The sequence below is a fragment of the Melaminivora jejuensis genome, from assembly GCF_017811175.1.
GTDB lineage: Bacteria > Pseudomonadota > Gammaproteobacteria > Burkholderiales > Burkholderiaceae_C > Melaminivora > Melaminivora jejuensis.
Map to the genome: position 1 here is coordinate 1,978,226 of NZ_JACWIJ010000002.1, position 25,915 is coordinate 2,004,140.

The 25,915-nt window shown below is 65.8% G+C and carries 28 protein-coding genes and 1 tRNA gene; 6 read left to right on the plus strand and 23 right to left on the minus strand.

The genetic code is table 11. The features are described from left to right. The first annotated feature begins 11 nt into the window (after nucleotides 1-11). The 3 genes from IDM45_RS09365 (at nucleotide 12) to IDM45_RS09375 (ending at nucleotide 2,444) form a co-directional block, all read left to right on the plus strand. Nucleotides 12-1,493 carry an N-acetylmuramoyl-L-alanine amidase gene (locus tag IDM45_RS09365; protein WP_209422603.1) on the plus strand — a complete coding sequence of 494 codons (1,482 nt, stop codon included), beginning with the start codon at nucleotides 12-14 and terminating at the stop codon, nucleotides 1,491-1,493. A 56-nt stretch (nucleotides 1,494-1,549) separates the two neighbouring features. After that, nucleotides 1,550-1,906: a cupin domain-containing protein gene (locus IDM45_RS09370; protein WP_209422604.1), complete on the plus strand. Its 357-nt coding sequence runs from the start codon at nucleotides 1,550-1,552 to the stop codon at nucleotides 1,904-1,906. 304 nt (nucleotides 1,907-2,210) lie between these two features. Continuing rightward, the gene (locus tag IDM45_RS09375; protein WP_209422605.1) at nucleotides 2,211-2,444 is read left to right on the plus strand and encodes a glycine zipper domain-containing protein; all 234 of its coding nucleotides are present in this window, start codon (nucleotides 2,211-2,213) and stop codon (nucleotides 2,442-2,444) included. A gap of 58 nt (nucleotides 2,445-2,502) precedes the next feature. Here the strand turns inward: IDM45_RS09375 and IDM45_RS09380 are convergent, their stop codons facing one another. Then, nucleotides 2,503-3,156 (minus strand): DedA family protein, encoded by a 654-nt coding sequence (locus IDM45_RS09380; RefSeq protein WP_209422606.1) that lies wholly within the window; start codon nucleotides 3,154-3,156, stop codon nucleotides 2,503-2,505. 95 nt (nucleotides 3,157-3,251) lie between these two features. Between IDM45_RS09380 and mutL the strand changes: the two genes are divergently transcribed. Together mutL and gdhA are read left to right on the plus strand one after the other, a co-directional pair. After that, nucleotides 3,252-5,177, plus strand: coding sequence for a DNA mismatch repair endonuclease MutL (gene mutL / locus IDM45_RS09385; protein ID WP_209422607.1), 1,926 nt, complete (start codon nucleotides 3,252-3,254; stop codon nucleotides 5,175-5,177). Between the two features lie 314 nt (nucleotides 5,178-5,491). After that, nucleotides 5,492-6,835, plus strand: coding sequence for an NADP-specific glutamate dehydrogenase (gene gdhA / locus IDM45_RS09390; protein WP_209422608.1), 1,344 nt, complete (start codon nucleotides 5,492-5,494; stop codon nucleotides 6,833-6,835). 91 nt (nucleotides 6,836-6,926) lie between these two features. Here the strand turns inward: gdhA and IDM45_RS17605 are convergent, their stop codons facing one another. After that, nucleotides 6,927-7,214: an ATP-binding cassette domain-containing protein gene (locus IDM45_RS17605; protein WP_325168960.1), complete on the minus strand. Its 288-nt coding sequence runs from the start codon at nucleotides 7,212-7,214 to the stop codon at nucleotides 6,927-6,929. A gap of 71 nt (nucleotides 7,215-7,285) precedes the next feature. Next, complete coding sequence (locus IDM45_RS17610) at nucleotides 7,286-7,594, minus strand: hypothetical protein (protein ID WP_233457489.1); 309 nt, start codon at nucleotides 7,592-7,594, stop codon at nucleotides 7,286-7,288. Here IDM45_RS17610 and IDM45_RS09400 point away from each other — a divergent pair. Continuing rightward, entirely contained in the window at nucleotides 7,593-7,964 is a 372-nt protein-coding gene (locus IDM45_RS09400; RefSeq protein WP_209422609.1) for a hypothetical protein, read from the plus strand. The two genes, IDM45_RS17610 and IDM45_RS09400, sit on opposite strands and share 2 nt — an antisense overlap. 48 nt (nucleotides 7,965-8,012) lie before the next feature. Here IDM45_RS09400 and IDM45_RS09405 read toward each other — a convergent pair whose 3' ends face one another. From IDM45_RS09405 to IDM45_RS09500, 20 genes are all read right to left on the minus strand, one after another. After that, nucleotides 8,013-8,534: a DUF1178 family protein gene (locus IDM45_RS09405; protein ID WP_209422610.1), complete on the minus strand. Its 522-nt coding sequence runs from the start codon at nucleotides 8,532-8,534 to the stop codon at nucleotides 8,013-8,015. Between the two features lie 33 nt (nucleotides 8,535-8,567). Then, complete coding sequence (locus IDM45_RS09410; RefSeq protein ID WP_209422611.1) at nucleotides 8,568-8,897, minus strand: DUF2818 family protein; 330 nt, start codon at nucleotides 8,895-8,897, stop codon at nucleotides 8,568-8,570. A gap of 13 nt (nucleotides 8,898-8,910) precedes the next feature. Then, on the minus strand, nucleotides 8,911-10,404 hold the full coding sequence (gene nuoN, locus IDM45_RS09415; RefSeq protein ID WP_209422612.1) for an NADH-quinone oxidoreductase subunit NuoN: 1,494 nt from the start codon (nucleotides 10,402-10,404) through the stop codon (nucleotides 8,911-8,913). 24 nt (nucleotides 10,405-10,428) lie between these two features. Then, nucleotides 10,429-11,904: an NADH-quinone oxidoreductase subunit M gene (locus tag IDM45_RS09420; protein ID WP_209422613.1), complete on the minus strand. Its 1,476-nt coding sequence runs from the start codon at nucleotides 11,902-11,904 to the stop codon at nucleotides 10,429-10,431. A 19-nt stretch (nucleotides 11,905-11,923) separates the two neighbouring features. Continuing rightward, complete coding sequence (gene nuoL / locus IDM45_RS09425; protein ID WP_209422614.1) at nucleotides 11,924-13,939, minus strand: NADH-quinone oxidoreductase subunit L; 2,016 nt, start codon at nucleotides 13,937-13,939, stop codon at nucleotides 11,924-11,926. Nucleotides 13,940-13,971: 32 nt separating this feature from the next. Continuing rightward, entirely contained in the window at nucleotides 13,972-14,280 is a 309-nt protein-coding gene (gene nuoK / locus IDM45_RS09430; protein WP_209422615.1) for an NADH-quinone oxidoreductase subunit NuoK, read from the minus strand. After that, a complete protein-coding gene (locus IDM45_RS09435) occupies nucleotides 14,277-14,939 on the minus strand; it encodes an NADH-quinone oxidoreductase subunit J (RefSeq protein ID WP_209422616.1) in 663 nt (220 codons plus the stop codon). Before IDM45_RS09435 ends, nuoK begins: the two co-directional genes overlap by 4 nt. A 46-nt stretch (nucleotides 14,940-14,985) precedes the next feature. After that, a complete protein-coding gene (gene nuoI, locus IDM45_RS09440; RefSeq protein ID WP_209422617.1) occupies nucleotides 14,986-15,510 on the minus strand; it encodes an NADH-quinone oxidoreductase subunit NuoI in 525 nt (174 codons plus the stop codon). A gap of 11 nt (nucleotides 15,511-15,521) precedes the next feature. Next, nucleotides 15,522-16,598, minus strand: coding sequence for an NADH-quinone oxidoreductase subunit NuoH (gene nuoH, locus IDM45_RS09445; protein WP_209422618.1), 1,077 nt, complete (start codon nucleotides 16,596-16,598; stop codon nucleotides 15,522-15,524). After that, the gene (gene nuoG, locus IDM45_RS09450; protein WP_209422619.1) at nucleotides 16,595-18,736 is read right to left on the minus strand and encodes an NADH-quinone oxidoreductase subunit NuoG; all 2,142 of its coding nucleotides are present in this window, start codon (nucleotides 18,734-18,736) and stop codon (nucleotides 16,595-16,597) included. The genes nuoH and nuoG overlap by 4 nt, the downstream gene beginning before the upstream one ends. Nucleotides 18,737-18,751: 15 nt before the next feature. Beyond that, nucleotides 18,752-20,104 carry an NADH-quinone oxidoreductase subunit NuoF gene (gene nuoF, locus IDM45_RS09455; RefSeq protein ID WP_209422620.1) on the minus strand — a complete coding sequence of 451 codons (1,353 nt, stop codon included), beginning with the start codon at nucleotides 20,102-20,104 and terminating at the stop codon, nucleotides 18,752-18,754. After that, nucleotides 20,101-20,592: an NADH-quinone oxidoreductase subunit NuoE family protein gene (locus IDM45_RS09460; protein ID WP_209422621.1), complete on the minus strand. Its 492-nt coding sequence runs from the start codon at nucleotides 20,590-20,592 to the stop codon at nucleotides 20,101-20,103. Before IDM45_RS09460 ends, nuoF begins: the two co-directional genes overlap by 4 nt. After that, nucleotides 20,589-21,842 (minus strand): NADH-quinone oxidoreductase subunit D, encoded by a 1,254-nt coding sequence (locus IDM45_RS09465; protein ID WP_209422622.1) that lies wholly within the window; start codon nucleotides 21,840-21,842, stop codon nucleotides 20,589-20,591. The genes IDM45_RS09460 and IDM45_RS09465 overlap by 4 nt, the downstream gene beginning before the upstream one ends. Nucleotides 21,843-21,870: 28 nt before the next feature. Continuing rightward, entirely contained in the window at nucleotides 21,871-22,497 is a 627-nt protein-coding gene (locus IDM45_RS09470) for an NADH-quinone oxidoreductase subunit C (RefSeq protein WP_209422623.1), read from the minus strand. A gap of 13 nt (nucleotides 22,498-22,510) precedes the next feature. Next, nucleotides 22,511-22,990 carry a NuoB/complex I 20 kDa subunit family protein gene (locus tag IDM45_RS09475; RefSeq protein ID WP_011804399.1) on the minus strand — a complete coding sequence of 160 codons (480 nt, stop codon included), beginning with the start codon at nucleotides 22,988-22,990 and terminating at the stop codon, nucleotides 22,511-22,513. 30 nt (nucleotides 22,991-23,020) lie between these two features. After that, nucleotides 23,021-23,380, minus strand: coding sequence for an NADH-quinone oxidoreductase subunit A (locus tag IDM45_RS09480; RefSeq protein ID WP_209422624.1), 360 nt, complete (start codon nucleotides 23,378-23,380; stop codon nucleotides 23,021-23,023). A 75-nt stretch (nucleotides 23,381-23,455) separates the two neighbouring features. Next, nucleotides 23,456-23,540: transfer RNA gene (locus tag IDM45_RS09485), tRNA-Leu, on the minus strand. A gap of 131 nt (nucleotides 23,541-23,671) precedes the next feature. Continuing rightward, nucleotides 23,672-24,061: a preprotein translocase subunit SecG gene (secG, locus tag IDM45_RS09490; protein ID WP_209422625.1), complete on the minus strand. Its 390-nt coding sequence runs from the start codon at nucleotides 24,059-24,061 to the stop codon at nucleotides 23,672-23,674. Nucleotides 24,062-24,100: 39 nt separating this feature from the next. Continuing rightward, the gene (tpiA, locus tag IDM45_RS09495) at nucleotides 24,101-24,856 is read right to left on the minus strand and encodes a triose-phosphate isomerase (protein ID WP_209422626.1); all 756 of its coding nucleotides are present in this window, start codon (nucleotides 24,854-24,856) and stop codon (nucleotides 24,101-24,103) included. Continuing rightward, entirely contained in the window at nucleotides 24,856-25,848 is a 993-nt protein-coding gene (locus IDM45_RS09500; RefSeq protein ID WP_209424068.1) for an NAD(P)H-quinone oxidoreductase, read from the minus strand. Before IDM45_RS09500 ends, tpiA begins: the two co-directional genes overlap by 1 nt. Nucleotides 25,849-25,915: the final 67 nt, after the last annotated feature.

Here is a 25,915-nt window from a genome sequence, read left to right on the forward strand (position 1 = left end):
CCTTGAGCGACATGGCGCGTTTCCCCTCCTCCCCCACCCCTTCCTGCCCTCCCAGCCCGGGCCGGCGGGCCACGCTGCGCGCCGGCGCCGTGGTGCTACTGCTGGGCGCGCAGCACCTGGCGCACGGCGCCGGCATCGTGGCCGTGCGCGTGTGGCCCTCGCGCGATTACTCGCGCGTCACCATCGAATCCGACCAGAAGCTGGTGGCCAGGCAATTCTTCGTCGGCACACCGCCACGCCTGGCCGTGGACATCGAGGGCATCGAGCTTGATCCGGCGCTGCGCGAGCTGGTCGCCAAGGTCAAGCCCGACGACCCCAACATCGCCGGTATCCGCGTTGGCCAGAACGCGCCGGGCGTGGTGCGCCTGGTGGTCGATCTCAAACATGCCGCCCTGCCCCAAGTCTTCAGCCTGCCGCCGATTGCCGCCTACCGGCACCGGCTGGTGTTCGACCTCTACCCAGAGCAGGCGGCCGATCCGCTGGAGACTTTGATTGCCGAGCGCCTGCGCGAGGCCGCGCCGATGGTGGCCTCCGCCGCGCCCCTGGCGCCCCCGCTGCCGCCGGTGGCCGCGCCAGCCCCGATCGACCCGCTGGGCGACTTGATCGCCCAGCACGCGGCCCGGGGCGAGGCGCCGCCCACCTCCGGCCTGCCCCTGCCCCTGCCGCCGCCAGCCACGTCGCCGGCTCCACCCCCGGCTGTGGCTGCGGCTCCAGCCCCGGCAGCCAAGCGGCCTGTGGTGCGCCCGGCTGCACCGCTCGCCCGCGCCACCGACCGCTTGATCATCGTCGCCCTCGACCCCGGCCACGGCGGCGAAGACCCGGGTGCCATCGGCCCGGGCGGCACGCGCGAGAAGGACGTGGTGCTGCGTGTGGCGCACCGCCTGCGCGAGCGCATCAACGCCACCAGCGTAGGCGGCAACCCCATGCGCGCCTTCCTGACGCGCGACGGCGATTACTTCGTGCCCCTGGCCACGCGCGTGGACAAGGCGCGGCGCGTGCAAGCCGACCTGTTCGTGTCCATCCATGCCGATGCCTTCACCAACCCGGCGGCACGCGGCGCCAGCGTCTTTGCACTCAGCGAGAGCGGTGCCTCCAGCTCGGCGGCGCGCTGGCTGGCCAACAAGGAAAACCAGGCCGACCTGATCGGCGGCGTGAACGTGGGCGCGCAGGACAAGCACATCCAGCGCGTGCTGCTGGACATGAGCACCACTGCGCAGATCAACGACAGCCTCAAGCTGGGCAGCGTGCTGCTGGGCGAAATTGGCGGCATGGCCAAGCTGCACAAGCCGCGCGTGGAGCAGGCCGGCTTTGCCGTGCTCAAGGCACCCGACATCCCCAGCGTGCTGGTGGAAACTGCCTTCATCAGCAACCCCGAGGAGGAAAAACGTCTGCGCTCGGCTGCCTACCAGGAGCAACTGGCCGACGCGCTGATGCGCGGCATCAGCCGATACTTCGCGCGCAATCCGCCGCTGGCGCGCAACCGCACCGTGTGAGCCCGCCCGGCCTGCGCTCGCGCGCGGCAGCCCACACTACCCAAGGAGACCCTTCCATGGCCCTGCCCCACGCCCAATCCGCGCAGCTCGTCAGCATCCGTCCGCTGGGCGCGCTGCTGGCCGACACCCAGTCCTACGCCATCATCAAGGCAGCGCAGCTGGAGGTCATCCGGGTGGTGCTGCGCGCTGGCGAGCGCCTGCGCCAGCACGACACGCCGGGCGAGATCACCGTGCAATGCCTGGAGGGTGAGGTGCAGTTCGAGGTCGGCGGCGCCACGCATGTGCTGCGCGCTGGCGATCTGCTGCATTTGCAGGCACGTGCGCCGCACGCCCTGAGAGCGTGTTTACGATCCCCGCGCGGGTGCGCGAGCGCGGCCTCGGGCGGTCTGCGGCGTTGCAAATCCTCGCGATAGCACGGGCTATCGCTGCGGTTTGCGCCTGGCAGCCCATCCCGATCCGCACTCGCGCCCCTGCGCGCGGAGATCGTGAACACGCTCTGAGCGCCATCCACGACAGCTCGCTGCTGCTGACCATCTGCCTGCTGCCCGGCCAGGCCTGACGCCCGGGGCCTGTGCCGCCTTCCTACGCCCGCTGACAGGGCGCGCTGACAGGATTGCCACCGTGCAGACGCATATTCCAGATGCAGGCCCGGCCCGGGCTGCTGGACGCGGCAGGCGCGTCCTGCCCGGCAGGGTTCCTTCACATCAGGAGAACGTCATGAACTACCGTCACCTTGTCTGCATCGCCGCCAGCGCCGCCGCCCTGGGCCTGGCAGGCTGCTCCAGCAATCCGACCAATGCCCAGATCGGTACCGGCGTGGGCGCCGTGGCCGGCGGTGTGGTCGGCAGTGCCGTCGGCGGCACGGCGGCCACTGTGATCGGCGCCGGCGCCGGTGCGCTGATCGGCCACGAACTGGGCGAGGATCGCGACCAGCGCCAGGGCCGCCGTTGAAGCAAAAAATCGGGTCAAATCGGCCTAAAACCCTTGCTGGGCAAGCGCTAACAGCTATTTATTCAGTAGCAATATTGTGCTTGCGCCCAGCCCGCCAGGCACCTGCGATGGCGATCAGGCCGGGGACGAAGATCATGGCCCAGATGATCTTGTCCAGGTGTTTTTGCACCCAGGCCAGATTGCCGAAGAAATACCCGGCAGAGCAGATGCCCAGCACCCACAGCAGCGCCCCGCCGACGTTGTAGGCAGTGAAGGCGCTGCGCCGCATGTCGGCCACCCCGGCCACGAAGGGCGCGAAGGTGCGGATGAAAGGCATGAAGCGCGCCAGCACGATGGTGACGCCGCCGTAGCGCTCGTAGAACGCATGGGCCTGGTCGAAGGCGCGGCGGTTGAACCAGCGCGAGCCCTCCCACTGGAAGACCTTGGGGCCGAAGTAGCGCCCGATGGAGTAGTTGCACTGGTCGCCCAGAATGGCCGCCGCCAGCAGCAGCGCGCAGGCCAGCGGAAAGTTCATCAGCCCGGCGCCACTGAGCGCGCCCACCACGAACAGCAGCGAATCCCCGGGCAGAAAAGGCATGACCACCACACCGGTCTCGACAAAGACGATGGCAAACAGCAGGGCATAGACCCACGGCCCGTAGCTGGCCACAAAGGCCGCCAGGTGTTGATCCACATGCAGGATGAAATCGATCAGAAACGCCAGAACTTCCACAGTGACCCCAAAGCGTGCTGCGCCGCAGCACAATGCCGGCGCCCGAAGCGGCGTAATGTAGCGCCGAGCCAGCCGCCCCGGCGCGGCTGCCTAGAATGGCCCACGTGCCCGTCCTGTCCTCGCCTTCCGCCCTCGCTCCCGCCCCCATCCGTGACCTGCCCGACGAGCTGATCAGCCAGATCGCCGCCGGCGAAGTGGTCGAGCGCCCGGCCTCGGTCGTGCGCGAGCTGGTGGACAACGCCCTGGACGCCGGCGCCCGGCAAGTCACCGTGCGCCTGCTGGCTGGTGGCGTGCGCCTGATTGCCGTCGAGGACGATGGCAGCGGCATCCCCAGCACGCAGTTGCAGACCGCCCTGCGCCGCCACGCCACCAGCAAGATCACCAGCCTGGACGAGCTCGAAGCCGTGCTGACCATGGGCTTTCGCGGCGAGGCGCTGGCGGCGATTGCTTCGGTGTCCGAGCTGGCCTTGCTGTCGCGCACTGCCGGGCAGGACAGCGCCTTCGTGCTCGATGCACGCAGCGGCGAGCTGCGCCCGGCCGCGCGCGCCCAGGGCACGACGGTGGAGGTCAAGGAGCTGTTTTTCTCCACCCCGGCGCGGCGCAAGTTCCTCAAGAGCGATGCCACCGAGCTGGCGCACTGCATCCAGGCCGTGCGCCGCCATGCCCTGGCACGCCCGGACGTGGGCTTTGCCATCTGGCATGAGGGGCGCCTGGTCGAGCAGTGGCGCGCCACCCTGGCCGCCAGCCCGGCAGCCGATGGCCCGGCAGCGCCTGATCCACAGGCCTGGCGCACGGCGCTGGCGCGGCGCCTGGCCGATGTGCTGGGCGAGGATTTCATCGACAACGCCATTGCCGTGGAGCGCAGCAGCGGCAGCATCCGCCTGATCGGCTGGGCCGGCGTGCCCGACGCTGCACGCAGCCGCGCCGATCAGCAGTATTGCTACGTCAATGGCCGCTTCGTGCGCGACCGGGTGCTGGCCCACGCAGCACGCAGCGCCTACGAAGACGTGCTGCACGGCCAGCGCCAGCCGGTGTATGCGCTGTACCTGGAGCTGCAGCCGCAGCGGGTCGATGTCAACGTCCACCCCACCAAGCTGGAGGTGCGCTTTCGCGACAGCCGCGAGGTGCATCAGGCCGTGCGCCACGCCGTGACCGATGCGCTGGCCGTGCCGCGTGCGTCGGCCCTGGCAGCCTGGCCCGCTGCCACGACCCCTGCAGAACCTGCAAAATATGAGCCAAAAGTGGCTCAAACCCAATACCAGCAAGCGCAGACAGCTATCAATTTCGATAAACAAACAGCCGGCCACAAGGTCTCCGACCTGAGCCTGCTGTGGGGCGCTGCGGCCCCGCACAGCCAGCCGCCCGCCGTCCCTGCAGCTGCTGCCGGGATGGCTGCCCCCGATGCCACGCCTGCCGGCAGCGCCGCCGCCGACATCTGGCCCCTGGGCCGCGCGCTGGCGCAGGTACACGGCATCTACATCCTGGCGGAAAACAGCCGGGGCCTGATCCTGGTGGACATGCACGCCGCGCACGAGCGCATCGTCTATGAGCGCCTCAAGGCCCAGGCCGAAGTCGGCAGCGCGATTGCCAGCCAGCCGCTGCTGATTCCGGCGACCTTTGCCGCCACGCCGCTGGAAGTGGCCACCACTGAAGGCCAGAGCGAGGCGCTGGCCGCGCTGGGGCTGGAGATCGCGCCCTTCTCGGCGCGCACCCTGGCCGTGCGTGCGCTGCCGGCGGCACTGGCGCAGGCCAATGCCGTCGAGCTGGCGCGCAGCGTGCTGGCCGAACTGGCCGCACACGACGCCAGCCAGGTGCTGCAGCGGGCGCGCCACGACATCCTGGCCACCATGGCCTGTCATGGCGCAGTGCGCGCGCATCGCCAGCTGACGCTGGAGGAGATGAACGCCTTGCTGCGCCAGATGGAAGTGACCGAGCGCTCCGACCAGTGCAACCACGGCCGGCCCACCTGGCGGCAATTGACGCTCAAAGAGCTGGACGCCCTCTTTCTGCGCGGGCGCTGACCGGCCCTGCCGGTGCTGACGGGCACCCGCTGGCACTCACTGGCGCTGGATGAGGGTGCTACGGCCCGCCAGACCTGCTGGCCTCCCAGCCATTCTTGCCACTGGCCGGCCGCCGCCCACCCCTGCAACAGCCGGCGCGCGCCTGCCCGTGGCCGGACGTGGACATTTGCCATGTGGACGACCCAAAAAATTTCTTTTTTTTGTTGCCTCAGTGTCAACCTTGCATGAAGTCATACCGTTTCGACATAAACTCATGCTGCACTGCCGCAAAGTTCAAGCCCCTTCCCACTTCTCTTTCGCCGAAAGCCCACACCATGAAGCACCAGTCCGTAGGCCAGTTTCTTGAATACGTCGCCCAGCGCAACCCCGGCCAGCCGGAGTTCCTGCAGGCGGTCACCGAGGTCATGGAAAGCCTGTGGCCTTTCATCGAAAAGAACCCACGCTACGCCGAGCACGGCCTGCTGGAGCGTCTGGTCGAGCCCGAGCGTGTCATCAGCTTCCGCGTGAGCTGGTTCGACGACCATGGCACGGTGCATGTCAACCGTGGCTACCGCATCCAGCACAGCATGGCCATCGGCCCGTACAAGGGCGGGCTGCGCTTTCACCCCTCGGTCACGCTGTCGGTGCTGAAATTCCTGGCCTTCGAGCAGACTTTCAAGAACGCGCTGACCACGCTGCCCATGGGTGGCGGCAAGGGCGGCTCGGACTTCGACCCCAAGGGCAAGAGCCCGACCGAGATCATGCGCTTTTGCCAGGCTTTCGTGACCGAGCTGTTCCGCCACGTGGGTGCCGATACCGATGTGCCGGCTGGCGACATCGGCGTGGGCGGGCGCGAGGTCGGCTTCATGGCCGGCATGTACAAGAAGCTGGCCAACAACGCCGCCGGCGTGTTCACCGGCAAGGGCCTGGCCTATGGCGGCTCGCTGATCCGGCCCGAGGCCACGGGCTACGGCACGGTGTACTTTGCCGAGGAAATGCTGAAAACCCGGGGCCGCTCCTTCGACGGGCTGCGCGTGTCCGTGTCCGGCTCGGGCAACGTGGCGCAGTACGCCGTGGAAAAGGCCATGCAGCATGGCGCGCGCGTGGTCACCGTGTCGGATTCCAGCGGCACCATCATCGACGAGGACGGCTTCACGCCCGAGAAGCTGGCCATCCTGATGGACGTGAAGAACCACTGCTATGGCCGCGTCGGCGACTACGCTGCACGCACCGGCGTGCGCTTCGAGGCCGGCATGACGCCCTGGCAGGTGCCGGTCGATGTCGCCCTGCCTTGCGCGACCCAGAACGAGCTGGATGAGCACGACGCCGCCACGCTGATCAAGAACGGCGTGCTGTGCGTGGCCGAGGGTGCCAACATGCCCTGCACCAACGAGGCTGCCAAGGTCTTCGAGGCTGCCGGCGTGCTGTATGCGCCGGGCAAGGCCAGCAACGCCGGCGGCGTGGCCACCTCGGGCCTGGAGATGAGCCAGAACTCCAGCCGCCTGTGCTGGACGCGCGAAGAGGTGGATGCCCGACTGCTGCGCATCATGCAGGGCATCCACGCCGCCTGCGTCGAGCATGGCCGCCGCGCCGATGGCCGCCTGAGCTACATCGACGGCGCCAATATCGCCGGCTTTGCCAAGGTGGCCGACGCCATGCTGGCGCAGGGCGTGGTCTGAGCTGAGAAGTTGGGCGTTGTGCGCCAGACGTGGGCGCACGGCGCCAGGCCTTTAAGGTGCTCCGTGTGCTGGCGTTCTGGCAGGGGGCGAGTCAGGCCAGCCTGAGCCGTTCCTGCCAGGCAATATCGTCTGCCAGAGCGTCCCAGTGGGCCACCGCCAAGACACGCCGGGCCAGGCCGGGCGGGCGTGCGGCCTCGCGCGCCAGGGCGGCGCACAAATAAGCAATCGACGAGCGATCCAGCGCTGCCACAGGCTCGTCGATCAGCGTCAGCGGCGCACCGCTGGCCAGGGCAGCGGCCAGCAAGACCTTGCGCTGGCTGCCGGTGGAGAGCTGGAACATGGCCTTTTCCAGATGGGGCTGCAGTCCGAAGCCCTGCACATGGCGCTGCCACTGCTGCGCGCTCCAGTGCGGCTGCTGGCTGGCCAGTTGCGCGCTCCAGGCCAGCGGCGTCAGCTCCTGCAGCCAGGGGCCAGCGGGTCGCGCCAGAAGACCTGCTGGCCATAGGCCGGGCTGCCATGCGCAGCACCGTTGAGCGACAGGCTGCCGGCGGTGGGCGCCAGCTCACCAGCGAGCAGTCGCAGCACGCCAGCCTTGGCCTCGCCCTCTTCGTCCAGCAGCAACAGCAGGCCTGCGGGGATGTGCGCCGTCCAGCCCTGCAGCACGGCTTGCCCGCGAAAATCGCAGCACACTTTCAGGGCGACAAGGCCAGCCGATGACGCTGCCACGCCCGCTTGCTCATTCTGGAAGCTGGAAACCATGACCCTGCACTTTCTGGATTTCGACTACAGCGAGGACGCCGATGGCATTGCCACCTGGGACGCCATGGCCTGCGTGCAGCCCGGGCGCCTGCCTGCCCTGCTGGCGGAGGTCGAAAGCATACTGGGTTGGGCGCTGGCCAATTTTGCTGCCGAACAAGGGCCGCACGAGGACGGCGGGCTGTGGCAGTACGACCTGCAGTGCGAGCGCGACGGGCAGCCACTGGCCGAGCTGCGACTCGATCCGCAGACCGGGCGCATCGCTGCGCCGACTGATCTGGCCGCCGGGCAGGCGCTCACGCTGAACCTGTCGCTGAGTGGCTCAGGCGCCTTTGCCGAAGCTTTTGCAGCCCGCTTTCCGGAGCCGGGCTGAACCACAAGAGCTGGACGCCAGCCGCACCTGGTTCAGGACGGGCGGCTGCTATTGCAGGGTTTCCTTGGCCGCTTCGGGCAGCAACAGGGGCAGGACGGCAATGCCCTCTTCCATCAACTCCTGCGCCTGCTCGGCACTGGCGCGGCCCCGGATGCCGCGCTCTGGCGCCTCGCCATGGTGGATACGCCGGGCCTCGCTGGCGAAGTTCTCGCCCACATCCTCGGTGGCGGCCACGATCTTGCGCGCCAGCTGCATCCAGGCAGCCTGCCATTGCTGCGGCCCATCGGCCACCGGCGCGTCAGCCGATGGGCCGGGTGAGGAAGCATCAGATGGCTCCGCCGCAGCGGGTACGCCGGGGGCGCCATTCTTGCGCGCTCCGGGGTTGCCCTCGTCCTGCCTGCCACTGCGCAGGTTCAGACGGGGCGCGCTCAGGGTCTTGCGGATTTCGGCACTGCCGCACAGGGGGCACTGCACCAGCGCGCGCGCCAGCTGGCCCTGGAAATCGTCCTCCGAGGCGAACCAGCCCTCGAAGCCGTGGCCGTGGACACACAGCAGATCAAGCACCTTCATGGCGGGTCTCCTTCCTGCCCCGTGCCTGCGCTCTCACTCCTCTTCGGCTACCGCAGTGCCCTTGCGCCGCACCAGGTAGCGATAGACGAAGCCCGGGAAGGCCAAGGTCAGGAACAGTGTTGCGGTGACGGCATAGAACTCCCATCCCTGTGGGGCGATCTGCCCGGCACGTTTTTCGATCAGCAGCGCCAGCGCGCCGACCAGGAAGTACAGCAGCACCAGCTCGGCCAGGCGCGCCACGAAGGGTTTGGCACCAGCCCGGGCCGGCTTGCCGACGATCAGCCAACGGTCGTTCAGGAACGGTAGGTTGGCGGCGGCAAAGGCCGCCACGATGACCAGCCAGATGGCCGCAGTCTGGGTCATGCAGGTAGCGCGCTCAGGTGGTCAGCGAGCGCACGATGGCGTCGGCACACAAGGCCATCAGGCCGCCGGGCAGGATGCCCAGGATCAGCACTAGTGCGCCGTTGACGGTCAGCACCACGCGCACCTGCAGCGGCGCCGACACGCGGGTGGCGGTCAGCGGCGCGTCGAAATACATCACCTTGACCACGCGCAGGTAGTAGAAGGCGCCGATCAGCGACATCATGACAGCGAAGACGGCCAGCGCGATGTGCAGGCCCTGACCCGAGGCTACCAGTGCCTGCAGCACCGACAGCTTGGCGTAGAAGCCCACCAGCGGCGGAATGCCGGCCAGCGAGAACATGCAGATCGCCATGACGCCAGCGTACAGCGGGCTACGCTGGTTCAGGCCGGCGAAGTCGGCGATTTCCTCGCTCTCGAAGCCCTCGCGCGCCAGCAGCAGGATGATGCCGAGGGTGGCGGCAAAGGTCAGCACATAGGTCACGATGTAGAACATGGCCGAGCTGTAGGCGTTGCCCGCCGCCGTGGCATCCACGTTGCCATGGACTACACCCGACATCAGGCCCAGCATGACAAAGCCCATCTGGCCGATGGTGGAGTACGCCAGCATACGCTTCAAGTTGGTCTGCACGATACCGGCCAGGTTGCCCACCAGCAGCGAGCCGATGGCCAGCACGGCCAGCATCTGCTGCCAGTCGATGGCCAGCGGCAGCAGGCCGTCCACCAGCAGGCGGATGATGATGGCGAACGCCGCCAGTTCGGGGGCCGTGCCCAGGAACAGCGTGATGACCGAAGGCGCGCCCTGATAGACGTCGGGCACCCACATGTGGAAGGGCACGGCGCCCAGCTTGAAGGCCAGGCCCGCCACCACGAAGACCAGGCCGAAGACCAGCACCTGATGGCGGATCTGGCCGCCGTCGATGGCCTTGAAGACCTGGCCGATGTCCAGCGAGCCGGTGGCGCCATAAATCATGGACAGGCCGTACAGCAGGAAGCCGCTGGCCATGGCGCCGAGCACGAAATACTTCATGGCGGCTTCGGTGGCCACGGCGTTGTCGCGGCGCAGCGCCACCAGGGCGTAGCTGGACAGGGTCAGCAACTCCAGGCCCAGGTACAGCACCAGGAAGTTGTTGCCCGAGATCATCACGAACATGCCCAGCAACGACAGCAGGCTCAGCGTGAACAGCTCGCCGCCGCGCAGCATGTCGCGCTCGGCGGCATACGAGCGACCGTAGACCAGGGTGACCATGACGGCTACGGTGGAGAAGCACTTGAGCCAGTTGCCCATGGCATCGCTGACGATCATGTTGCCCCAGCCATAGACCGTGCTGCCGGTGCTGGCGTACATGGCCTGCATGACGGCCACGACGGCCAAGGTGAGCATGGTCAGCACATAGGTGGCCGTGCGCTGCGCGCTTTTCACGCCCAGATCCACCAGGGCGATCACGCAGGCCATGACCAGCAGCACGAGCTCGGGGTAGATCGCCAGCCAGCTGATGTTGTCAATCATCTTCAATCTCTCGGTTCAGTCTGGTCAGGGCAGCTTGGATTGCGCGACGTGCTGCAGCAACTGCGCCACGGAAGGATCCATCGCATCGGTGAAGGGCTTGGGATACAGGCCCATGTACAGCACGGCAATGGCCAGCAGGCCCAGCACCAGGAATTCACGGCTGTTGATGTCGGTGAGCTGGCGCACGTTGTTGTTGGTCACCGGGCCGAGATAGACACGCTTGTACATCCACAGCGAGTAGCTGGCGCCCAGGATCAGCGCCACGGCGGCGCCCAGGCCGACCCAGAAGTTGTATTGCACGCCGGCGATGATGACCATCCACTCGCCCACGAAACCCGCCGTGCCCGGCAGGCCGCAGTTGGCCATGGAAAACAGCAGGGCAAAGGCGGCGAACTTGGGCATGGTGTTGACCACGCCGCCGTAGTCGGCGATTTCGCGCGAATGCACGCGGTCGTACAGCACGCCGATACACAGGAACATGGCGCCCGAGACGAAGCCGTGGGCAATCATCTGCGCCAGGCCGCCCGACACGCCCATCTGGTTGAACATGAAGAAACCCAGCGTGACGAAACCCATGTGCGCCACGGACGAATAGGCCACGAGCTTTTTCATGTCCTTTTGCACGATGGCCACCAGGCCGACGTAGATCACGGCGACCAGCGACAACGTGATCATCAGCCACGACCACTCGTGTGCGGCGTCCGGCGCAATCGGCAGCGAAAAGCGCAGGAAACCGTAGGCGCCGAGTTTCAGCATGATGGCCGCCAGCACGGCCGAGCCGCCCGTGGGTGCTTCGACGTGAACATCGGGCAGCCAGGTGTGTACCGGCCACATCGGCACCTTGACGGCAAAGGCGGCGAACAGCGCGAAGAACAGCAGCGTCTGCGCCGTGCCTGCCAGCGGCAAGGTGTGCCAGGTCAGGATGTCGAAGCTGCCGCCGGCCTGGTTGTACAGGTAGATGAAGGCGATCAGCGTAAGCAGCGAGCCCATCAGCGTATAGAGGAAGAACTTGAACGCTGCATAGATGCGGTTCGGGCCACCCCAGATGCCGATGATCAGGTACATCGGAATCAGCGTGGCCTCGAAGAACACATAGAACAGCATTCCGTCCAGGGCGCTGAAGACGCCGATCATCAGCCCCGACAGGATCAGGAAGGCGCCCATGTATTGATGAACGCGCTCGGTGATGGATTGCCAGGAAGCAATCACCACGATTACCGTGATGAAGGCTGTCAGTGGCACGAACCACAGCGCGATGCCGTCCACGCCCAGGTGGTAGAAGATGTTGAAGCGCTCGATCCAGGGCGCTTTTTCAACAAACTGCATGGCGGCACTGGCCGTGTCGAAGCCGCTCATGAGCGGCAGCGTCACCGCCAAGCCGATCAGCGAACCGATCAGCGCAATCCAGCGCACCGCCTGTGCCTGGCCCTCTCGCCCCAGCAACAGCACCAGGGCGCCAAAGGCGATGGGCACCCAGATGGCAAGACTCAACAAACCCATTTTTCTTCTGCTCCCCGTCTTAGTTGTTGAGCCACACGAAGTAAGTCATGAGGGCGAAGATGCCCAGGATCATGAACAGCGCGTAGTGGTAGAGGTAGCCGGTCTGCAGGGCGCGCAGCACGCCGCCGAGGCGTGCCATCAGCTTCCACGAGCCATTGACCACGGCCCCGTCGATCAACGCCTGGTCGCCGCCCTTCCACAGGGCAATGCCCAGACCGCGGGCGCCGCGCGCAATGATGTTCTCGTTGATCCAGTCCAGGTAGTACTTGTTGTCCAGTAGCGTGTGCAGCGGTTGCAGGGCCCGCTTGATCGCTGCAGGCAAGGCCGGATTGATGATGTACATGTAGTACGACAGGGCAACGCCAGCAATCGCCATCCAGGTCGGCACGGCCACGAAGCCATGTGTGCCCATGGCCACGGCGCCGTGGAAGGCCTCGCTCAGCTTGAGCATGGCCGGGTGGCGCGCCTCGTCCACGGTGATGACGCCCTTGAAGAAGTCGCCGAACAGCATGGGCTCGATGGCCATGAAGCCGATGATGACCGAGGGAATGGCCAGCAGCACCAGCGGCACCGTCACCACCCAGGGCGACTCGTGCGGCTTGGCGTGCGGGTCATGGCCGTGGTGGTCGCCATGGTGCGCGTCCGGGTTCTGGTCGTAGCGCTCCTTGCCGTGGAAGACCAGGAAATACATGCGGAAGGAGTAGAAGGCCGTGATGAACACGCCGGCCAGCACGGCGGCATAGGCCCAGCCGGCAGCCGGCAGCGTGCTGTGGCGCACGGCGTCCACGATGCTTTCCTTGGAGTAGAAGCCCGAGAAGAACGGCGTGCCGATCAGCGCCAGCGAACCCAGCAGCGAGGTAATCCAGGTGATGGGCATGTACTTGCGCACAGCCCCCATCCAGCGGATGTCCTGGTTGTGGTGCATTCCGATGATGACCGAGCCGGCGCCCAGGAACAGCAGGGCCTTGAAGAAGGCGTGCGTCATCAAGTGGAACACCGCCACCGAGTAGGCCGATGCGCCCAGCGCCACCGTCATGTAGCCCAACTGCGACAGCGTGGAATACGCCACCACGCGCTTGATGTCGTTCTGGATGATGCCCAGGAAGCCCATGAACAGGGCCGTGATGGCGCCGATGATCAGGATGAAATTCAGTGCCGTGTCCGACAGCTCGAACAGCGGCGACATACGCGAGACCATGAAGATGCCAGCCGTCACCATCGTGGCGGCGTGGATCAGGGCCGAAATCGGCGTCGGGCCTTCCATAGAGTCGGGCAGCCATACGTGCAGCGGGAATTGCGCCGACTTGCCCATGGCGCCGATGAACAGGCAGATGCAGATCACGGTGATCAGCATCCAGTCGGTACCCGGAAAGCCCATGGTGCCCAGCTCGCCAGCCTTGGCGAAGATTTCGGCGTAGTCGAAGGTGCCGGCATAGGCGGCGATCAGGCCAATGCCCAGGATGAAGCCGAAGTCGCCCACGCGGTTGACCAGGAAGGCCTTCATGTTGGCGAACGTGGCCGAGGGTTTGTTGTACCAGAAGCCGATCAAGAGGTAGGACACCAGACCCACCGCCTCCCAACCGAAGAACAACTGCAGCAGGTTGTTGCTCATGACCAGCATGAGCATGGAGAAGGTGAACAGCGAGATATACGAGAAGAAGCGGTTGTAGCCCGGGTCTTCCTCCATGTAGCCGATGGTGTAGATATGCACCATCAGCGACACGAAGGTCACCACGCACATCATCATGGCCGTCAGGCTGTCGATGAGAAAACCCACCTCCATCTTCAGGTCGCCCACCACCATCCAGGTGTAGAGGGTCTGGTTCAGGTGCGCGCCATCATTCATGACGCTCCACAAAGTCATGGCCGAGATGACGAAGGAGATGAACACGCCCAGGATGGTCAGCGTGTGCGAGACGCCGCGGCCGATGCGGTTGCCGCCGAAGGCCGTGCCGAAGACGCCTGCCAGCAGCGAGCCGGCAAGCGGCGCCAGCGGCACCGCCAGCAGCGTCGAGACAGAGAGGGTTTGACTCATTGTTGGGAACCTTGCAAGTGGCGGGTCTGACGTCAACCCTTGAGGGTGTTGAGATCTTCCGCGTCGATGCTGGAGCGGTTGCGGAACAGCAGCACCAGGATGGCCAGGCCGATGGCGGCCTCGGCAGCAGCCACCGTCAGGATGAAGAACACGAAGACCTGGCCGTGCATGTCACCCAGGTAGCTGGAGAACGCCACGAAGTTCATGTTCACCGCCAGCAGCATCAGCTCGATGGCCATGAGCAGCACGATGAGGTTCCTGCGGTTCAGGAAGATGCCCACCACCGCCAGCGCGAACAGCAGAGCACCCAGCGACAGATAGTGGCCCAGGGTGGGGGTCATTGCTTTTTCTCCTCGGCAATGGGCGCAGCTTCAGGCACCGGCTGGCGCACGGCGGCCATGTTGACCATGACCAGGCGATCTTCGGCACGCACGCGGATCTGCTGGGCCGGATCGATGGCCTTGCTGTCCTTGCGCTGGCGCAGCGTGAGTGCGATAGCGGCGATCATGGCCACCAGCAGGATCACGGCAGCGATCTCGACGGGCAGCAGGTATTCGGTGTAGAGCAGCTGGCCCAGTGCCCGGGTGTTGGAGTACGGCAGTACCTGGCCGGCGGCATCGACCACAGTGCCAGCCAGCTTGGGTTCACTGGTGGTGCTGAAGCCTGTCATCAGCACCGCCGCCATTTCCAGGGCGATCAGTACGCCGATCAGCACGGCCAGCGGAACATGCCGCCAGAAGCTGCGCCGCATGTTCTCGATACGGATGTCCAGCATCATGACCACGAACAGAAACAGCACCATCACCGCGCCCAGGTACACCAGCACCAGCACGATGGCTAGGAATTCGGCCTTGAGCAGCAGCCACAGGCCTGATGCCTGCGAGAACGCCAGGATCAGATGCAGTACGGCGTGTACAGGATTGCGCGCCGTGATGACCCGGAAGGCTGCATACAGCAGCACTACCGAGAACAGGTAGAAAAAGCCGGTCTTGACGTCCATGAATCGGTTCTTTTCAAAGGTTCAGACGATTGGGGTACCCAGAAGGTCACCGGTATGGGGCGTCAGCGGCCTTGGCGGCAGCAATCTGCGGCTCGTAGCGATCGCCCACGGCCAGCAGCATGTCCTTGGTGTAGTACAGGTCGCCGCGCTTTTCGCCGTGGTATTCGAGGATTTGCGTCTCCACGATGGAGTCCACCGGGCAGCTTTCCTCGCAAAAGCCGCAGAAAATGCACTTTGTGAGGTCGATGTCGTAGCGCGTGGTGCGGCGTGAGCCGTCGGCGCGCACGTCCGACTCGATGGTGATGGCCAGCGCTGGGCACACGGCTTCGCACAGCTTGCAGGCGATGCAGCGCTCTTCGCCATTTTCATAGCGGCGCAGCGCGTGCAGGCCGCGAAAGCGCGGCGACAGCGGCGTCTTTTCCTCTGGGAACTGCACAGTGACCTTGCGGCGGAAGGCATAGCGGCCCGTAAGCGCCATGCCCTTGGCCAGCTCCCAGAGCATGAAACTCTTGAAGAAGTCCCGGATCGAGAAGGCGGACGAAGAAGATGAAGGAGCAGCAACAGCAGCCATGGATGCCCCCGTTATTTCCAGATGTTCCAGGGCGACAGCAGCCAGCCGCCCACGAGGATCAGCCACACCAGGGTGACCGGGATGAAAATCTTCCAGCCCAGGCGCATGATCTGGTCATAGCGAAAGCGCGGGAAGGTAGCGCGGATCCAGATGAAGCAGGACACGACCATGAAGGTCTTGATGCCCAGCCAGATCCAGCCCGGGATGAAGGCTAGGAACGACAGCGGTGGCAGCCAGCCGCCCAGGAACATGAGCACAGCCAGGATAGACACCAGCCACATCGCGGCGTACTCGGCCAGGAAGAAGATGGCAAAGCCCATGCCCGAATACTCGACCATGTGGCCGGCGACGATCTCGGCCTCGCCCTCCACCACGTCGAAGGGGTGGCGGTTGACCTCGGCAACGCCCGAGACCAGATAAACGATGAAGATCGGCAGCAGCGGCAGCCAGTTCCAGGACAGGAAGCCCAGGCCCATGCCGGCCATGGTGCCGCGCGCCTGCACGGCCACGATGTCGGTCAGGTTCATGCTGCCCGAGACCATGATGACCACCAGGAAGCAAAAGCCCATGGCAATTTCATAGCTGACCATCTGCGCCGAAGCCCGCAGCGCACCCAGGAAGGCGTACTTGGAGTTGGACGCCCAGCCGGCAATGATCACGCCATAGACCTCAATGGAGGCGATGGCGATGACCAGCAGCAGGCCGGCGTTGATGTTGGACAGCGCCATGTCCGGCCCGAAGGGGATGACGACCCAGGCGGCCAAGGCCGGCATGATGGCCATGATCGGCCCCAGGTAGAACAGGCCCTTGGCGGCGGCCGTGGGCTGGATCAGCTCCTTGGTCAGCAGCTTGAGAGCGTCGGCAATGGGCTGCAGCAGGCCGAAGGGGCCGACCCGGTTGGGGCCCATGCGCACCTGCATGAAACCCAGGAACTTGCGCTCCCACAACGTCAGGTAGGCCACGGCGCCCAGCAGGGGCAGCAGCACGGCGACGATCTTGATCAGGTTCCACAGCACCGGCCAGGCGATGGACGACCACCAGCTGGCCGCGACCAGGTTCAGGCCGCCGTTGTACAGCGCGTCGATCATGCGGCAGCTCCTTCGCCGCGTGCGGCACGCGCATCGGCGGTCAGTTGCAACGACGGTGCGCGGCGCACCAGGCTATCGAGCTGGTAGATGCTGGCAACCACAGGCTCAGGGATGGCGCCGCCTGCGGCAGCGGCGATCTGCACCTGTGTGCGGTTGCTCAGGCGCTCGGCAGGCAGCTGCGTCAATTCACCTGCCGGCTTGCCGGTGGCAGCGCCCAGCACGTCCTGCGAGGTCTCATAATCCACGCCTTCGATGCCCATCAGGTTGGCCAGCACACGCAGCACCTTCCAGGCGGGACGTGTCTCGCCCAGGGGGCGGGCGGCGGCATGGAAGCTCTGCACGCGGCCTTCGGCATTGACGAAAGTGCCCGAGGTTTCGGTGAATGGCGCGATGGGCAGCAGCACGTCGCTGAATTCCATGTTGGCCTTGAAGGGACTCAGGGTCACGACCATGTCCACCTGGCCGAGCTTTTCAGCCGCAGCGGCGCCCAGGGCCGAGTCGTATTGCGGCTCGGTGTTGATCAGTAGCAGCGCCTTGAGATCGCCCTGGAGCATCTGCGCGGCGTTGTAACCTTGCGCCTGCGGCTGGACACCGATGAACTGCGCGCCCACGGTATTGGCCGCTTCGGTCAGGTAGCCGACTGCAGCGCCGGTGTGTTCACCCAGCCACTGCGCCAGGGCCAGCAGTTGCGAGGCCTGCGCGTGATGCGCGGCGCCATTGCCCAGCAAGATGACCTTGCGTTCACCAGCCAGCAGTGCCTTGGCGATGGCGCCGGCTTCTGCGCTGGCCTCGATGCCAGCCACCGGGGCGGCGACTCCCTTCTCGCCAGCCACGGCTGCAGCCACTTGCGCCAGCTGCCCGGCCCAGCCGGCAGCGGGTGCCAGCAGCGTGTGCGCCACCGGCATGGCCCAGTCGTATGCTACTGTATTAATAGCTGCCACCGCACAGCCGGTGCGGGCCGACTGGCGAATTCGCTGCGCAAACAGCGGATGATCCTTGCGGAGGTTGGAGCCCACGACCAGCACGGCTTGCAGATTGCTCAAGGCGGCAATCGGCAGGCCCAGCCAGCGCACGCCTTCTGCCTGGGTGAACTCGGCGTGGCGCAGGCGGTAGTCGATGTTGTCGCTGCCCAGGCCGCGCACCAGCCGGCCGGCCAGGTACAGCTCTTCCAGCGTGCTATGCGGGCTGACCAACGCGCCGATGGCTTCGCTGCCATGATCCTTGGTCACGCAGCGCAGGCCGTTGGCCACATATTCGAGGGCCGTCTGCCAGTCCACTTCCTGCCACTGACCGCCCTGCTTGAGCATGGGACGCGTCAGGCGCTCGGGGCCGTTCAGGGCCTCGTAGGAGAAGCGGTCGCGGTCGGCGATCCAGCACTCGTTGACCTCTTCGTTCTCGAAGGGCACGACGCGCATCACGCGGTGGTTCTTGACCTGAACGATCAGGTTGGCACCCGTGGAGTCGTGCGGGCTGACCGACTTGCGGCGCGACAGCTCCCAGGTGCGGGCGCTGTAGCGAAAAGGCTTGCTGGTCAGCGCGCCCACCGGGCACAGGTCGATCACGTTGCCCGACAGCTCGGAGTCCACGGTGTCGCCGACCACGGTGGTGATCTCGGCATGTTCGCCGCGATTGACCATGCCGAGTTCCATGATGCCGGCGATCTCCTGGCCGAAGCGCACACAGCGCGTGCAGTGGATGCAGCGCGCCATCTCTTCCATCGAGATCAGCGGGCCGACATCCTTGTGCGGCACGGTGCGTTTTTCCTCGCCGTAGCGCGAGCTGCTGGCGCCATAGCCCACGGCCAGATCCTGCAGCTGGCATTCGCCGCCTTGGTCGCAGATGGGGCAGTCCAGCGGATGGTTGATGAGCAGGAACTCCATCACCGACTGCTGCGCCTTGATGGCCTTGTCGCTCTTGGTGCGCACGATCATGCCCTGCGTCACGGGCGTGGCGCAGGCGGGCATGGGCTTGGGGGCTTTCTCGATGTCCACCAGGCACATGCGGCAGTTGGCGGCAATCGACAGCTTCTTGTGATAGCAAAAATGCGGGATGTAGGTGCCAGCCTTGTCGGCTGCATGCATGACCATGCTGCCTTCGGCGACCTCTACCTTCTTGCCGTCCAGTTCAATTTCAACCATATGCGTCTGGCCTCGTCAGGCGGCTGCGGCCTGCCTGCCGGCGGCCTCGATCTTGGCGACGAACTCGTGCCGGAAATGCTTGATCATGGCGCGCACCGGCATGGCCGCTGCGTCACCCAGGGCGCAAATGGTGCGGCCCATGATGTTGAATGCCACTGAATCCAGCAGCTCGATGTCCTCGGGCCGACCCTGGCCATGCTGGATGCGATCGACCACGCGCCACAGCCAGCCCGTGCCCTCGCGGCAGGGCGTGCATTGGCCGCACGACTCATGCATGTAGAAGTAGGACAGGCGCAGCAGCGACTCGACCATGTCGCGCGAGTCGTCCATGACGATGACCGCGCCCGAGCCCAGCATGGAGCCGGCCTTGGCGATGGAGTCATAGTCCATGGTGCATTCCATCATGATGGAAGCCGGCAGGACGGGGGACGACGAGCCGCCCGGGATCACCGCCTTGAGCTGGCGCCCCTGGCGCACGCCCCCGGCCAGCTCCAGCAGCTTGGGAAACGGCGTGCCCATGGGCACTTCGTAGTTGCCCGGCTTTTCCACATCGCCCGAGACCGAGTAGATCTTGGTGCCGCCGTTGTTGGGCTTGCCGCACTCCAGGTAGGCCTGGCCGCCGTGGCGGATGATCCAGGGCACCGCCGCGAAGGTCTCGGTGTTGTTGATGGTGGTCGGCTTGCCGTAGAGGCCGAAGCTGGCGGGAAACGGCGGCTTGAAGCGCGGCTGGCCCTTCTTGCCTTCCAGCGATTCGAGCAGTGCAGTTTCCTCGCCGCAGATGTAGGCGCCGAAGCCGTGGTGGGCGTGCAGCTGGAAGCTGAAACTGCTGCCCAGGATGTTGTCGCCCAGGTAGCCGGCGGCGCGGGCCTCTTCGAGGGCTGCCTCGAAGCGCTCATAGACCTGGAAGATCTCGCCGTGAATGTAGTTGTAGCCCAGGCTGATGCCCATGGCATACGCCGCAATCGCCATGCCTTCGATGACGATGTGCGGGTTGTACATGAGGATGTCGCGATCCTTGCAGGTGCCGGGCTCACCCTCGTCGGAGTTGCACACCAGGTGCTTTTGCCCCGGAAACTGGCGCGGCATGAAACTCCACTTCAGGCCCGTGGGAAAGCCCGCGCCGCCACGGCCGCGCAACGCCGACTCCTTCACGGTGGCGATAACCTGCTCCTGCGTCAGGCCCTCGCCGCCGTCAATGGCCAGAATCTTGCGCAGCGCCGCATAGCCGCCGCGTGCCTCGTAGTCCTTGAGGCCCCAGTTCCTGCCGTCCAGGCCGGCATAGATCTGCGGCTCGATATGCCGGCCATGAAAGCAGGTCTCCAGGCCGGTGGCCTGGAACTGCTGCAGCAGTTGTGCGACCGCGCTCATACCTGGCCCTCCGCAGCACGCAGGCCATCCACCAGCTGGTCGAGCTTGTCGCCGTCCATGAAGCTGCACATATTGCGGTCGTTGACCAGCATGGCCGGCGCATCGGCGCAGGCACCCAGGCATTCGCACTGCTGCAGCGTGAACATGCCGTCTGCCGTGGTTTCGCCCATCTTGATGCCCAGCCGTGCTTCCAGGTGGCGCAGCGTCTCGACACCGCCGCGCAGCTGGCATGGCAAATTGGTGCATACGGCCAGCTTGAACTTGCCCACCGGCTGCTGGTTGTACATGTTGTAGAAAGTGGTGACTTCATGCACCGCGATCTCAGGCATGTCCAGGTACTGGGCGATCTCGGCCTCGGCAGCCTGCGTGATGTGGCCCTGTTCCTGCTGCACGATGGCCAAGCAGGCCATGACGGCAGACTGCTTCTGCTCGGCCGGGTACTTGGCTACTTCGCGGGCGAAGCGCTCGCGGGTTGCTTGCGTGATCATCGATCGATTTCTCCAAACACGATGTCCAGCGTGCCCAGGATGGCCACGGCGTCGGCGATCATGTGGCCGCGCGTCATCTCGTCGAGCGCTGCCAGATGGGCAAAGCCGGGCGCGCGGATCTTCAGGCGATAGGGTTTGTTGGCGCCGTCGCTGATCATGTAGATGCCGAATTCACCCTTGGGGTGCTCCACCGCGGCGTAGGCCTCGCCCTCGGGCACGCGAAAGCCCTCGGTGAAGAGCTTGAAATGGTGGATCAGATCCTCCATGCCGCTCTTCATGCGCTCGCGCGGCGGCGGGGCGATCTTGTGGTTGTCCACGATGACCGGGCCGGGATTGGCGCGCAGCCAGTCCACACACTGCTTGATGATGCGGTTGGACTGGCGCATCTCGGCCACGCGCACCAGGTAGCGGTCGTAGCTGTCGCCGGTCACGCCGACCGGGATGTCGAAGTCCAGCCGGTCATAGACCTCGTAGGGCTGCTTCTTGCGCAGATCCCAGGCGATGCCCGAGCCGCGCAGCATGGGGCCGGTCATGCCCAGGCTCAGTGCGCGCTCGGGACTGACCACGCCAATGCCCACGGTGCGCTGCTTCCAGATGCGGTTGTCGGTGAACAGCACCTCGTACTCGTCCACGCACTTCGGGAAGCGCTGCGTGAAGTCGTCGATGAAGTCCAGCAGCGAGCCGCGGCGGTTTTCGTTCATCAGCTCCAGCGAGCGCGCGTTGCGCACCTTGCTGGCCTGGTACAGCGCCATGCTGTCGGGCAGGTCGCGGTACACCCCGCCCGGACGGAAGTAGGCCGCGTGCATGCGCGCGCCGGACACCGCCTCATACATGTCGAACAGGTCTTCACGCTCGCGGAAGGTGTAGATCAACATGGTCGAGCTGCCGCAGTCGTTGCCGTGCGAACCCAGCCACATGAGGTGGTTCATGATGCGCGTGATCTCGGCGAACATCACGCGGATGTACTGCGCACGCAGCGGCACCTCGATGCCCAGGAGTTTTTCGATAGCCAGGCAGTAGGCGTGCTCGTTGCACATCATCGAGACGTAATCCAGCCGATCCATGTAGGGCAGCGACTGGAGATAGGTCTTGTGCTCGGCCAGTTTTTCGGTGGCACGGTGCAGCAGACCGACGTGCGGATCGGCGCGCTGCACGACCTCGCCGTCGAGTTCCAGCACCAGGCGCAGCACGCCGTGCGCCGCCGGGTGCTGCGGCCCGAAGTTCAGGGAGTAGTTCTTGATTTCAGCCATGGGTCGATCACCTGGACGCTGGCGCGCTTCAGTGCAGGCCTCCGTAGTGTTCCTCGCGGATGATGCGGGGCGTGACTTCACGCGGCTCGATGGTCACGGGCTCATAGACCACGCGGCGCAGCTCGGGGTCATAGCGCATCTCGACATGGCCCGACAGCGGGAAGTCCTTGCGGAAGGGGTGGCCGATGAAGCCATAGTCGGTCAGGATGCGGCGCAGATCCTGGTGGCCATCAAAGACGATGCCATACAGGTCGAAGGCCTCGCGCTCGAACCAGTTGGCCGAATTCCATAGACCATTGACCGAGGGCACGACCGGGAAGTCATCATCGGGACAGAAGACCTTGACACGCACGCGCTGGTTCAGCGACACCGACAGCAGGTGCGAGACGGCGGCGTAGCGCGGGCCATCGGTGCCCGCATCGCGATAGGCCGAGTAGTCCACGCCGCACAGGTCGATCAATTGCTCGAACTGGCAGCCGGGCGCATCGCGCAGGGTCTGCATGGCAACCAGATAGTCGGCGGCACGCACGGTGACCGTGACCTCATCCAGGGCGATGGCGATGTCGCGCGCGCGCGCGCCCAATGCGACGGCGACGGCATCACGCACAGCCTGCGCGGCAGGAGCGACGGCGGGGCCGGTGGAAATGGCGTTCATCGAGTCGTCTCCCTCAGGCGCGCGCAATGGTGTGCGTGCGGCGGATCTTTTGCTGCAACTGAATGATCCCGTAGATCAGCGCCTCCGCCGTGGGCGGGCAGCCGGGCACATAGACGTCCACGGGCACGATGCGGTCGCAGCCGCGCACCACCGAATAGCTGTAGTGGTAATAGCCGCCGCCATTGGCGCACGAGCCCATGGAGATGACCCAGCGCGGCTCGGCCATCTGGTCATAGACCTTGCGCAGCGCCGGCGCCATCTTGTTGCACAGGGTACCGGCAACGATCATCAGGTCGGACTGCCGGGGACTGGCGCGAAACACCTCGGCGCCGAAGCGCCCGAGGTCATAGCGCGCAGCCGCCGCATGCATCATCTCGACGGCACAGCACGCCAGGCCGAAGGTCATGGGCCACAGCGATCCGGTCTTGGCCCAGTTCACCACCGAGTCATAACTCGTGGTGATGAAGCCTTCCTTCATCACACCTTCAATCATCTTTCGATCCTTTGTGCAGCCGCGCGGCGTTCATTCCCAGTTCAGGGCACCCTTTTTCCACTCGTAGGCAAAGCCCACGACCAGGATCGCCAGGAAAATCAGCACAGCGACGAACCCGGTCATGCCGACATCCTGCAGGCTCACGGCCCACGGGAAGAGGAAGGCGATTTCCAGGTCGAACAAAATGAACAGGATGGCCACGAGGTAATAGCGCACGTCGAACTTCATGCGCGCGTCCTCGAAGGCCTCGAAGCCGCATTCGTAGGGGGAGTTCTTGGCCGGATCCGGGCGATTGGGGCCCAGCACATAGCCCAGCAACAAGGGCACGACCCCAATGGCAGCCCCCACCAGAATGAACAGGAGGACTGGGAGGTACTGATCGAGATTCATGTGGGCCTGCTCACCGTTGAAAAGCCGCCTTGCCCGTACCGCGCTGCGGCTCAGGTAAGGCGGCCCTTATGTGATTGGTGCCGTCGGCGAGACTCGAACTCGCACAGCTTTCGCCACTACCCCCTCAAGATAGCGTGTCTACCAATTCCACCACGACGGCTTCTTTTTCTGTGTACCCGGATAGCCAGCCTTCCTGCGCGGGACTGGCCTATCCAGACAGACGGCGATTCTAACCCGGAAAAACCCTGTCACAGTTCGGGTACCGGCTTTTTTCACCGCCTTTGCGCTGGATCACTTGGTCGGAATCTGCGCTGCATCCGAGGCCGGTTCGGCAGCCGGAGTGGACTCCTCCTGCGCTGCCGCCGGCTGAGGCGGCGCCGTCCCTGAGGCCGGAGCCACGGCAGCAGCCGGCGCCTCCAGCACGCTACCCACGCTGGGTGTGCGCTGGTTGCCCAGATAGGCCAGCGCCAGCGTGGCCACGAAGAACACCGTGGCCAGCGCTGCCGTGGAGCGCGACAGGAAGTTGGCACTGCCGCTGGCGCCGAACAGGCTGCCCGAGCTGCCGCTGCCGAAGGCCGCACCCATGTCCGCACCCTTACCGTGCTGGATCAGGATCAGGCCGATCATGGCCAGCGCCGTCAATATCTGCACGGCCAAAATGACATTCACCAAGGTATTCATGTTTCTTTCAACTCCTGAATTAATAGCTGCAGACGCTTGTCAGGAGCCGGCTGCAGCGATGATTTGCAGAAAATCCTGGGCCTTGAGCGAGGCTCCACCCACCAGGCCGCCGTCGATATCGCCCTGGGCCAGCAATTCGGCGGCATTGGCCGCATTCATGCTGCCGCCGTACAGCAGCGGCACGCGCGCCGCGGCACTGGTGGCCGCTGCCAGCTGGGCGCGCAGCACGGCGTGGACTTCCTGCGCCTGCTCGGGCGTGGCGGTGCGGCCCGTGCCGATGGCCCAGACCGGCTCGTAGGCCACGACGATCTCGCTGATGCAGTGGCCGTTGGCCTGGATCACGGCAGCCAGCTGGCGCCGCACCACGTCCATGGTCTGGCCGGCCTCGCGTTCGGCCAGCGTCTCGCCGACGCAGACGATGGGCGTGATGCCGGCAGCCAGCGCCTTCTGTGCCTTGGCGGCTACGGTCGCGTCGCTCTCGCCGTGGTACTGGCGGCGCTCAGAATGGCCGACCAGCACGTAGCGCGCGCCAAAGTCGCGCAGCATGGCAGCCGATACCTCCCCGGTGTAGGCGCCACCGTCGTGCTGCGACACATCCTGCGCGGCCAGCCCGATCGGCGTACCAGAGACCAGCGCCTGCGCCTGCGCCAGATAGGGCGCCGGCACGGCCACGGCGATGGCGCAGATCGGCTGCGTGCCGGCCAGGCCAGCACGCAAGGCCGCCAGCAGGGCCTCGTTGGCTGCTAGGCTGCCGTTCATCTTCCAGTTGCCGGCAATCAGTTTTTGCTTGGACATCACGTGCTCCAGGTCAGGACAATTTTCCCCACGTGCTGGCGGGACTCCATCAGCGCGTGGGCGGCAGCGGCCTCGGCGGCCGGGAAGGTGCTGTGGATGACCGGCCTGATGGCGCCGCTGGCCAGCAGCGGCCAGACCTCACGCTGCAGCGCCTGGGCGATCTGCGCCTTGAAGGCCACCGGGCGCGGGCGCAGCGTGGAGCCGGTGATCGTGAGGCGCTTTCTGAGCACCGCGCCGGCGTCGATCTGCGCCTGGACGCCCCCTTGCACGGCGATGATGACGATGCGCCCATCCTCGGCCAAGCAGCCGATCTCGCGTGCCAGATAGTCGCCAGCCACCATGTCCAGCACCACGTCGGCGCCGCGCCCTTCGGTCAGGCGCAGCACCTCGGCGGCAAAGTCCTGTGTGCGGTAGTTGATGGCGTGGTGCGCGCCCAGCTCCAGGCAGGCAGCGCACTTGTCGCCCGAGCCGGCAGTGGCGATCACCGTCGCGCCGCGCGAGCGGGCCAGTTGGATGGCGGTGACGCCGATGCCGCTTGAGCCGCCCTGCACCAGCAGCACTTCGCCGGCCTGCAGACGGCCCCGGTCGAATACGTTACTCCAGACGGTGAAGAAAGTCTCAGGCAGCGAGGCTGCCTCGACATCCGACAGCCCTGCCGGCACCGGCAGGCACTGCGCCACCGGGGCCACGCACCACTGGGCGTAGCCGCCGCCGGCTACCAGCGCGCAGACCCGGTCGCCTATGCGAAGGCCGGCCTGATCCAGGGCTGCCGCATCGCCGGCCTCAATGACGCCGGCCACTTCCAGCCCCGGCAGGTCCGAGGCGCCGGGCGGCGGGGCGTAGTGGCCCTTGCGCTGCAGCACGTCCGGACGGTTCACCCCGCTGGCGCTCACGCGGATCAACAGCTCGCCGCTGCTCGGCTGCGGGCGCGGGCGCTGCGCCAGGCGCAGCACCTCGGGCGGGCCAAAGCCGGCCAGTTCCACGGCCTGCATGTTGGTTTCGCTCATGGCAGTCCCTTCATTGAGCATCAAAAACGACTGAAACGCTTGCCCAACAAGC